This is a genomic window from Pseudomonas sp. FH1 (genome assembly GCF_000510895.2).
Taxonomy (GTDB): Bacteria; Pseudomonadota; Gammaproteobacteria; order Pseudomonadales; family Pseudomonadaceae; genus Aquipseudomonas; species Aquipseudomonas azotoformans_A.
The window spans coordinates 1-10,557 of sequence record NZ_AOHM01000051.1; the positions used below are offsets into that span (position 1 = coordinate 1).

Annotated in this window: 9 protein-coding genes; all 9 read left to right on the plus strand. The window is 62.0% G+C overall.

The features are described from left to right. Window positions 1–466: 466 nt before the first annotated feature. The 9 genes from H096_RS16630 to H096_RS16670 all read left to right on the plus strand — a co-directional run bounded on the left by H096_RS16630 (window position 467) and on the right by H096_RS16670 (window position 10,421). Window positions 467–2,860, plus strand: coding sequence for a TonB-dependent receptor (locus tag H096_RS16630; RefSeq protein WP_033900053.1), 2,394 nt, complete (start codon window positions 467–469; stop codon window positions 2,858–2,860). Window positions 2,861–2,876: 16 nt separating this feature from the next. After that, window positions 2,877–3,842, plus strand: coding sequence for an amino acid ABC transporter permease (locus H096_RS16635; protein WP_033900055.1), 966 nt, complete (start codon window positions 2,877–2,879; stop codon window positions 3,840–3,842). Then, entirely contained in the window at window positions 3,835–4,608 is a 774-nt protein-coding gene (locus tag H096_RS16640) for an amino acid ABC transporter ATP-binding protein (RefSeq protein WP_033900057.1), read from the plus strand. The genes H096_RS16635 and H096_RS16640 overlap by 8 nt, the downstream gene beginning before the upstream one ends. Window positions 4,609–4,626: 18 nt before the next feature. Then, the gene (locus tag H096_RS16645) at window positions 4,627–5,550 is read left to right on the plus strand and encodes an ABC transporter substrate-binding protein (RefSeq protein WP_033900058.1); all 924 of its coding nucleotides are present in this window, start codon (window positions 4,627–4,629) and stop codon (window positions 5,548–5,550) included. Window positions 5,551–5,562: 12 nt separating this feature from the next. After that, the gene (locus H096_RS16650) at window positions 5,563–7,146 is read left to right on the plus strand and encodes an FAD-dependent oxidoreductase (protein WP_033900060.1); all 1,584 of its coding nucleotides are present in this window, start codon (window positions 5,563–5,565) and stop codon (window positions 7,144–7,146) included. An 11-nt stretch (window positions 7,147–7,157) separates the two neighbouring features. Next, entirely contained in the window at window positions 7,158–7,592 is a 435-nt protein-coding gene (locus H096_RS16655) for a RidA family protein (RefSeq protein WP_033900062.1), read from the plus strand. Between the two features lie 163 nt (window positions 7,593–7,755). After that, window positions 7,756–8,148 carry a DUF4398 domain-containing protein gene (locus H096_RS16660; RefSeq protein ID WP_033900064.1) on the plus strand — a complete coding sequence of 131 codons (393 nt, stop codon included), beginning with the start codon at window positions 7,756–7,758 and terminating at the stop codon, window positions 8,146–8,148. A gap of 10 nt (window positions 8,149–8,158) precedes the next feature. Further along, window positions 8,159–8,932: an OmpA family protein gene (locus H096_RS16665; protein ID WP_033900065.1), complete on the plus strand. Its 774-nt coding sequence runs from the start codon at window positions 8,159–8,161 to the stop codon at window positions 8,930–8,932. A 160-nt stretch (window positions 8,933–9,092) separates the two neighbouring features. Next, window positions 9,093–10,421, plus strand: a complete 1,329-nt coding sequence (locus H096_RS16670) for an LLM class flavin-dependent oxidoreductase (RefSeq protein ID WP_033900067.1) — start codon at window positions 9,093–9,095, stop codon at window positions 10,419–10,421. Window positions 10,422–10,557 lie beyond the last annotated feature (136 nt).

Sequence of the window (10,557 nt, forward strand, 5' to 3'; positions counted from 1 at the left end):
CGCTTCTTGGCGTCCGCTGCGAGGGAACAAGTCCATGGTTACTTTTGGCGCTCTTCCAAAAGTGACCCGCTGTAAGAGCGGAACCATAAGTAGCCGTTACCACAGCAACGGATATGTACACGTACCTAGCTGCAAAAAAACATTACCAATAAGAATAATTCTAAAAAGAAATAATGAAATCTGAGAATATTAGATTATACCCAAATAGCATTATATTTTTAAAATCCATTCCGCTATGTTTGAACTCAACAGCCTACCCCTGACCTCGGATGGTACCAATCTAGATTCGGATTCTGCGCTGACACCCCCGCAGCAGAATCGTTGGAAGGGAGTTCAACGCATGTTGCCAATTCAAACCTCGCCCCACACCTAGCTTCCCAAATCGCCCGACACCCCAAAAAAAACCGAGCACCGCGCCCGCCCGCGTGACTGCCCGACTCCGCGATTTGGAAACGCAGGAATACCTATGAAGCGAGCCCTACAACCCACCGCCGCACTGGCCCTGGCCCTCCTGGCCAACACCGCCCAAGCCCAGGACGACAGCACCCTGTCCACCGTCGTGGTCACCGGCAACCGCGGCGCCGAGCAACGCACCGTCACCAGCAGCCCGGTGCCGATCGATGTGGTCAGCGCCAAGCAATTACAGAACACCGGCAAACCCGGCCTCATGGAAGCCCTGAGCGCCGTGATTCCATCGCTGACCCTGCCGGAAAAAACCGGCTGGGACGCCAGCGGTATCGCCCGCGCCCCGAACCTGCGGGGCCTGAGCGCCGCCGAAGTGCTGGTGCTGGTCAATGGCAAGCGCCGTCACACCGCGGCCACCCTGAATATCAATGGCATCAATACCGGTGCGGCCCCGGCCGACCTGGACCTGATCCCCATCAGCGCCATCGACCACGTGGAAGTCCTGCGCGACGGCGCCGCCGCGCAATATGGCTCCGATGCTATCGCCGGGGTGATCAACGTGATCCTCAAGGCCGACACCAGCGGCACTTCGGTGACCAACGTCGGCCAGGGGTATGACGGCAAGAAACAGACCGTGCAACAAAGCCTCAACAAGGGGTTCGAGATCGGCAACGGCGGCATTGTCCAACTGGCCCTGGACGCCCGCAGCCAGAATGACGACAACAAGGCCAGCGCCAACGGCTACACCTACGCGCAAGCCTACGAGCAAGCCGGACGCTCGACGTATGGCGGCTACGGCACGCCCAAGACCAACCTGCTGACCCTGGGCTACAACGCCGAGTTGCCGATCGACGACAGCTTCAGCCTGTACTCCTTCACCACCTATTCACGCCGCAAGGCCGAGCAGGGCCAGAACTTCCGTCTGCCGACCATCACTAACACCATCACCACCGGGCCGAACGGTTACCCCGGTGGCTACACGCCGACCTGGTTCATTGATGAAGACGATTTCCAGGCCGCATTCGGCGGTAAAGGCACGGTAGGCGAGTGGGGCTGGGACCTGTCCACCACCTATGGGCGCAACGACGCGGAGCAGGGCACCACCCACAACCAGAACCCATCGCTGGGCGAGGCCACGCCGAATCACTTCACCTCCGGCACCTGGATTTCCACCGAGCTGACCACCAACCTCGACTTCAAGCGCGGCTTCGATATTGGCCTGCAAAAGCCGCTGGATGTGAGCTACGGTTTTGAACATCGGCGCGACACCTACGAGGTGCAGGCCGGCGGCTATGAGTCCTATGCCAATGGCGGCTACTGCGTGGCGCCGGGCAATTGCGCGTCGTCGGGCGCGCAGGTCACCAACGGCATTTCGCCGGATGAAGAAAGCAGCGCCTCGCGCAACAGCCTGGCCAGTTATGTCGATGTGGGCTTCAACCCAGTGCCGGACTGGTACGTCGGCACGGCGTTTCGCTATGAGCACTACAACCAGGGCGTCGGCGCCACCCGCAGCGGCAAGTTGACCACCCGCTATGACTTCAACCCGCAATTCGCCGTGCGCGCCACGGTGAGCAACGGCTTCCGCGCGCCGTCTTTGGCCAACAGCCTGTTCAGTGCGCGCTCGACCACCTATGGCGTGGTCGACGGCGTGTATCAGTCGATCAACTATGGCGTGTTGCCCGTGGGGTCCGGTGCCGCCCAGGCGCTCGGTGCCCAGGAGTTGAAGCCGGAGCGCTCGACCAACTTCAGCCTCGGTTTCACCCTCACGCCGACTGATCGCTTGAGCTTCACCGCCGATGCCTACGTGATCAACCTGCGCGATCGCATCACCCTCACCGGTACCTTGCTCGGCTCCGAGATCACCCAGGTGCTGCAAGGCAATGGCATCAACTCCACCTCCGGCGGCCAATACTTTATCAACGGCGCCGACACTCGCACCAAAGGCCTGGACCTGGTCAGTAACTACAGCCAGGACCTCGGCCAGTATGGTGCGGTGAAGTGGACCGCCGCGTTCAACTGGAACCAGACGCGAATCCTCAACTACAAGGAGTCCACCAACATCCTGGGCACCTCCTACGAGTTGATGAACCGCGAGGCGCGCAACCTGATCACCGGCGTGCAGCCCAGCACCAAGCTGATCCTCGGTGGCGACTGGAGCATCGACCGCTTCAACGTGAACCTGGCCCTGACCCGCTACGGCTCCTACAAAGAGGTCAACTCGTCGGCCAATCGCGACCTGGACCGTATCTACGCCGCCAAGTGGATCACCGACCTCGACCTTGGCTACAGCCTCACCAAAGACCTGAACATCGCTGTCGGCGCCAAGAACCTGTTCGACATTTACCCCAAGAAACAAGGGGTGCCGAGCAGCACCATGGTCAGCAGCTATGGCGTCTATTCGCCCTACGGTTTTACCGGCGGGTACTACTACACCCGCTTGACCTATGCCTTCTGAGGCCGAGGAATTCACCATGCCCATCGTCGCCAAATCCTATGACCTGATTGACTCGCCCAGCCCGGTGCGCCAGGCCCGTGTCTCCACGCCGATCAAGGCCCTGCAAGTGGTGCCCGCGCGGCATCCCTGGCGCTGGGCCGGGTCGATCTTCGCAGCGCTGGTGCTGCTGGCCATCGTGCATTCCCTGGCCACCAACCCGCGCTGGGAGTGGGGTGTGTTCGGCCAGTGGTTTTTCTCGCCGTCGGTGCTGCGCGGGCTGGGGCAGACGCTGTTGCTGACGCTGTTGAGCACGGTGTTCAGCATCATTCTCGGCACGGCGTTGGCGTTGGCGCGGCTGTCGGGCTCACCGCTGTTGGCGGCGTTGGCCTGGGGCTATATCTGGTTCTTCCGCTCGATGCCGGCGCTGCTGGTGCTGATCATCCTGTACAACTTTGCCTACCTGTATGACCACATCGTGCTCGGCGTGCCGTTCACCTCAGTGGTGTTCGCTGAGTGGTCCACCGTAGACGTGCTCAGCCAATTCACCGTGGCCGTATTGGGCTTGAGCCTGATGCAGGCGGCGTACGCGGCGGAGATCATTCGCGGCGGGCTGATCGGTGTCGATGCCGGCCAGCATGAAGCCGCTGCAGCGTTGGGTTTACCGGCCTCGCGACGGATTTTTCGGATCATCCTGCCCCAGGCGCTGCGTTCGATCCTGCCGTCGGGCTTCAATGAAATCATCGGCCTGGTCAAGGGCACCTCGATTGTCTACGTGCTGGCCTTGCCGGAGCTGTTCTACACCGTGCAGGTCATCTACAACCGCACCCAGGCGGTGATCCCGCTGCTGATCGTGGCGACGGTCTGGTACTTGATCATCACCACCGTGCTGACCAGCGCGCAGTACTACGTCGAGCGCCATTTTGCCCGTGGCACGGCACGGGTGCTGCCGCCCACGCCGTTGCAACGCATACGCCGCTGGGTCAAGGAGAAAACCCATGAGTGAAGCTCGCGCCGGGCGCATCCAGATCCAGGGCGTGGGCAAGCGCTTTGGCAACCAACAGGTGTTAAAAGACATCGACCTGACCATCGACCCCGGCAAGGTCACGGTGATCCTCGGGCCGTCCGGCTCGGGCAAGTCCACCTTGCTGCGCACCATCAACCATCTGGAGAAGATCGACAGCGGGCATATCACCATTGACGGTGAATACGTTGGCTATCGGCGCAAGGGGGACCTGCTCTACGAGCTGAAAGAACGCGAGATTCTCAAGCGCCGTATCGACGTGGGTTTTGTGTTCCAGAACTTCAACCTGTTCCCGCACCTCACCGCCTGGGAGAACGTCGCTGAGGCGCCCCTGGCCCACAAACGCTGGAGTAAGGCAGAAGCCCAGACCAAGGCGGCCGAGCTGCTGGCCAAGGTCGGCCTGGCGGACAAGGTGGATGCCTACCCGCGCCAGCTCTCCGGAGGCCAGCAACAGCGTGTCGCCATCGCCCGCGCCCTGGCGCTGGACCCCAAAGTGCTGCTGTTCGATGAACCCACGTCGGCCCTCGACCCGGAGCTGGTGGGCGAAGTGCTCGACGTGATCAAGGGTCTGACCCAGTTGGGCGTGACCCTGGTGATCGTCACCCACGAAATCGGCTTTGCCCGTGAAGTGGCCGACCACGTGGTGTTCCTCTGCGACGGCCAGTTGATTGAAGAAGGCCCGCCTGAACAGATTTTCCGCCAACCCCGACATCCCCGCACTGTGGCCTTTCTCGGCAAGGTGCTTTAGTTCAAGGAGTGACTGCCCATGCTTATCTCTACCGCTCGTATCGCCCTGTTGACGCTGGCCGTCAGCACTGCGCAAAGCGCATTCGCCGTGCAACAGGTCGACCTCAGCCCCGACCGCCCGCGCATTCATGTACCGCGTAACGAAGCGGCCATCGCGCAGATCCCACCGGGCTTCAAGTTTGCCCAACCGGGCAAGTTCACCGTGGCCGTGTCCGGTGTGGCCGGGCCGCCGCTGGCGCTGCTGGCCAATGACGACAAGACCACCATCGGCAGCGAGGCCGATACGGCGCAGTTGGTTGCTGACAGCCTGGGCCTGCAACTCAACGTGGTGCAGACCAGCTGGGAAGACTGGCCCCTGGGCGTCAGCTCGGGCAAGTACGACGCGGTGATCAGCAACGTCACGGTGACCGAGGCGCGCAAGAAGCGTTTCGACTTCGCGACTTATCGCCAGGACGTGCTCGGGTTCTATGTGAAGAGCACCAGCAAGATCAGCGCGATCAAGCAGGCCGAGGACATTGCCGGGCTGAAGATCATCGTCGGCTCCGGCACCAACCAGGAAAAGGTCCTGCTGGCCTGGAACGACGCGAATGAAAAAGCCGGCCACAAGCCGGCGCTGTTGCAGTACTTCGACGACCAGGCCGCCGCGCAACTGGCGGTGCAATCCGGGCGCAGCGATGCGCTGTTCGGGCCCAACTCGGTGTACGCCTATTCGGCGGCAATCACCGGCGGTATCAAGCTTGTCGGCACGGTCAATGGTGGCTGGCCTTTGAAAGCGGATATCGCGGTGACCACGCGCAAGGACAACGGCCTGGTCAAGCCGATCCACACCGCCCTGGAAGGCGCGATTGCCGGCGGTCAATACGAACAGGTGCTGCAACGCTGGGGCCTGGATATCGAGCGCGTCGACACGTCGCTGATCAACCCACCGGGCCTGCCGGATTAAGGAGCATCGAACATGGGACTGACACGACGTGAAGCGCTGTCGAGCATTGCTGCGGTAGGCGGCGAACAGGCCGTCAAGGAGGCATTGGCGGCATTGGGGTTGGGCCCGTCGTCACACCGCCGCCCGCAACCGCTGAAACTCAAGGCGGGCCTGGGGCAGGGCACCCGCGTGCTGGTGTTGGGCGCCGGGATCGCGGGGCTGGTGACGGCACTGGAACTGACCCGCGCCGGGTTCGAGGTGCAAGTGCTGGAGGCGCGTGACCGTGTGGGTGGCCGCACTTGGACCATTCGCAATGGCGATCGTGTGGATTACAAGGACGGCCGCACGCAAACCGCCACCTTCGACACAGGGCATTACTTCAATGCCGGGCCGGCGCGGATTCCCAGCCAGCACCGCACCATTCTCGATTATTGCAGCGAGTTGGGCGTGCCGCTTGAGGTGCTGGTCAACAGCAGCCATGGCGCCCAGGTGCGGCCGGATGTGAGCAAACCGGCATTCACGGTGGGCCAGGCGATCAATGATGCACGGGGGCAGGTGTCCGGGTTGCTGGCCAAGGCGGTGCAGCGCGATGCCCTCGATGATGTGTTGAGCGCTGAGGAGCGCACGCGGCTGTTGGCGTTTCTGCAGGTATATGGCGACCTGTCACAGGCGCTGGCCTTCGAGGGCACGATCCGTTCGGGGCACCTGGAGTCGCCTGTCCATCCCGGCGCCTTGCCCGCCAGCCGTCGCCCGTTATCACTCGATCAACTGCTGCACCCGGAACTGTGGGGCGCGTTACTGCACACGGAATTCCCGGAGTTCTCCGCCACCATGTTCCAACCGGTCGGTGGTATGGACCGCATCACGGATGCCTTCTACCAGCGCGTCCAGGGGTATGTGCAATTGGGCGCCCTGGTGCGGCAGATCCGTCAGTTGGAAGACGGCGTAGCGGTGACGTATCACGACAAGCTCAGCGGTCGCGAACAGGTGGTGCGCGCCGATTACCTGATCTCGACCTTGCCGCTGCCGCTGCTGGCCAAGCTCGACACCGACTTCAGCGACCCGATCAAGGCCGCCTTGCTCAGCACCCGCAGCGACCAGGCGACCAAAGTGGCGTGGCAGTCACCGCGATTCTGGGAAACCGACTACCGCACCTACGGCGGCCTGTCGTGGATCGAACACCCGGCACGCCTGCTGTGGTACCCGAGTAATGACCTCAATACCCGCGAAGGCTTGCTGGTAGCGGGCTACGTGACCGGCGAGGGCGCCGACGTATTTGGTGCGCAACCCTTCGACCAGCAGTACGCCACCTCGAAAGAGGCCGTGGAACTGCTGCACCCCGGTTATTCCAAACACTTGCGCAACCCGCTGGCAGTGTCCTGGGAACAGATCCCCTACAGCGAAGGCCCGTGGCTGCAACGCGAACACTTCCCGGCCGACGCCAGCGCCTTGCTCGAAGCCGGCCACGGCCGTGTGTATTTCGCCGGCGATGGACTGGTGCAAAGCGGCGTAGGCATCTGGCAGGAATCGGCGGCCAACTCGGCGCGCCATGTGGTCGGGCAACTGGCTGAACGGGTTACCCACCAACAGCACAGCGCGGCACTTGCCGCGTCATAAGGAGATTCATCATGAGCGACAGCATTCAACGCACCAGCGTCGGCGATTTTCCGATCTCGCAGACCGTCACCGTACCGGCTTCTGCCAGCCTGATTTTTGTCAGTGGCACCTTGCCCGACCTGCACGACGAAAACGCCCCGGTGGGCACGCCAGCCGCCTATGGCACGACCGAAGTGCAGACGGTGTCGGTATTCAACAAGCTGCGCAAGATCCTGCGCCAGCAAGACCTGGACCTGGGCGATATCGTGCAGTTGCGGGTGTTCCTGGTAGGGGCCGAAGAGACGGGCGGCAAGCTGGATTTCGCTGGCTTGCAGGCGGGCTATACGCAGTTCTTTGGCACCCCTGAGCAGCCGAACAAACCGGCGCGTACGGCGTTGCAAGTGGTGGCGCTGCCCTTGCCCGGTGCGTTGATTGAAGTTGAGGCGGTCGCTGCGCGTACGTCGTAAGACTTACCCTTGCTCTGAGAAAAATCCCACAACTAGGTGGGATTTTTCATTCTTCCAGCCTGTATTTTTCCTCCTAGGATGGCGCGATCGCTTGAACACAAGCGATACGGCAGGGCCGCTCCCATCGCCCGGCAGCCGTAAGAACATGCTTAGGAGTCAACACATGAAGATGACCAGTGTGAGCCAACGCCTGCGCCGCTCGGCCTGGGCCGTGATTGTCGCCGGGGTACTGGCAGGCTGTGCCACGCCGCAGCCGCCGGCGGTAAAGATCTCCCTGGCCCGTGATGCGGTGGGGCGCGCCTTGGCGGCGCAAGCCACCCAGTTCGCACCGCTGGAAATGAAAACCGCCCAGGACAAGCTGGCGCGCATGGACCAGGCCATCGGTGAAATGAAGTACGTCGAGGTGGACGCCCTGGCCGACCAGATCGAAGCCGACGCCAGCCTGGCCGAAGCCAAGGCCAATGCCGTGCGTAAACAACAGGTCTTGAAGCAGGCGCGAGAGGGCATCCAGGTGCTCAAGCAGGAAATGCTCAACGCCCCCGCGACTACCCACTGAGGATCCAGCCATGCGTGCCATTTTTTTCATCCCTGTGCTTTCGGCCCTGAGCCTGGCGTTTGCCGGTTGCTCCACGCCGCCCGAAAACCCGCAATTGCTGCAAGCGCGCAGCCAATTTTCCAGCCTGCAGCAGAAGCCGGAATCCAACACCCTGGCGGCGGTTGAAACCCGTATCGCTTCCAACGCGCTGGACCGCGCCAACCAGGTGTCGTTGCACGACCGTACCGACCCACAGCTCGACCAGCTCGCCTACCTTGCCACGCAAAAAATCGCCCTGGCCGAGCAGACTATCGTCGGCCGCAAGACCGATGCCCAGCTCGACAACATCGCGGTCGACCGTACCCAGGTGCAGCTCGACGTGCGCACCGCGCAGCTCAAGGCCTTGCAGGCGATGAAAGCCCAGCCGACCGAACGTGGCCAGGTCATCACCTTTGGCGACGTGCTGTTCGACACCGGCAAGGCCGATTTGAAAGCCGGCAGCCAGCGGGACTTCCAGGGGCTGGCGAACTTCCTGGTGCAGAACCCGGAGCGTCAGGTGCGGGTAGAGGGTTTCACTGACAGCGTGGGAGGCGATGCCTACAACCAGAGCCTGTCCGAGCGACGTGCCCAAGCGGTCGCGCGTGGTTTGCAACGACTCGGCGTGGGGATCGAGCGGATAGCCGTCATCGGCTACGGCAAGCAGTTCCCGGTTGCTGATAACCAGAGCGCACAGTCACGCCAGTTGAATCGCCGTGTGGAAGTGATCGTGTCCAACGACGCTTCGGCGGTCAGCGCACGTCGCTGAGCCTGACAGATCGTTATGCAGTACTCGGATAACGATATTTGCTAGAGATCATTAATTTTAATAATTAGCATAGATCTACAAAGCCTTTCACAAGCCCTGCCTACGGGCATTAAGGTCATTCTCCACCGGCCACTGCGGCCATCCACGGAGGAATACCTTGATGCCCACCTCACCTCGACAACTCAAATTCGGCGCCATTCTCACCGGCGTCGGCACCGCACAAAACGAATGGCTGCACCCGCAAATCCCCGGCGATGCCAGTGTGGATATCGACTGGTATCGCGCCCAGGCACAGCAGGCCGAAGCGGCCAAGTTCGACCTGGTGTTCATCGTCGACAGCCCCTACATCACGCCGGATTCCGCGCCGCACTTCCTCAACCGCCTGGAGCCCTTGACGCTGCTCTCGGCCATCGCCGGGGCGACCTCGAAAATCGGCCTGGTGGCGACGCTCACGACCTCCTATACCGAACCCTTCAACGTGGCGCGGCAGTTCGCGTCCCTGGACCACATCAGCGGCGGTCGCGCCGGTTGGAACGTGGTCACCACCGGCTTGGAAGGCGCGGCGGGAAACTTTGGCCGCGAGCAACACATCGACCACACCGAGCGCTATCGCCGCGCGGCCGAACACCTGGACGTGGTGCAGGGGCTGTGGGATTCCTATGAAGACGACGCCTTTGTGCGCGACAAGCAAGCCAAAGTGTTCCTCGACCCGCAGCGCCAACACCGCCTCGATCACCACGGCGAGTTTTTCTCGGTCACCGGGCCGCTCAATATTGCCCGTTCGGCCCAGGGCCAACCGGTGATTTTCCAGGCGGGTATCTCCGAATCCGGGCGCAGCCTGGCGGCGAATTATGCCGAGGGAATTTTTGCGGGCGTGGGCAATTTCGAGGACGCCCAGGCTTACTACAGCGACATCAAGAAACGCACCGCCGCCGCTGGGCGTAACCCTGACCACGTCACCATCCTGCCGGGTATTTCACCGATCATTGCGGATACCGATGAACAGGCCCAGGCCATTGATCGTGAACGCAATGGCGAGCTGGATCTTGGCAAGGCGCTGGTGCAGTTGGGGCGGCCGTTCAATTACCACGACTTTAGCCAGTACCCACTGGATGAGCCGTTTCCGGAGTTGGGCGACTTGGGGAGTAACGGGTATCGCGGTCATGCGGAGAACATTAAGCAGGTTGCTCGTGAACAGGGGCTGACGTTGCGCCAGGCGGCGTTGCGCTTTGCCAAGCCGTTTTCCAGTTTCGTCGGCTCGCCCAAGACCGTGGCGGATGAGATCGAGCGTTGGTTTGTGGAGGGTGCGGTGGATGGGTTCAATATCCACGTGGGCGCGCCGGAGGATTTTGCGCGGTTTACCGATCAGGTATTGCCGTTGTTGCGGGAGCGGGGGTTGTTTCGCAGTGAGTACAGTCACAGCACGTTGCGGGGGCATTTGGGGTTGCCGGTGCCGGTGAATCGGTATGCGGTGGGGCGGGTGGCTTAGGAAGTGGCGGGGGGGTGTACATATCCATTTTTGCGGTAATGGCGGCTTATGGTTCCGCCCTTACGGCGGGTCACTTTTGGCAAACGCCCCAAAAGTAACCATGGACTTGTTCCCTCGCAGCGGACGCCAAGAAGCG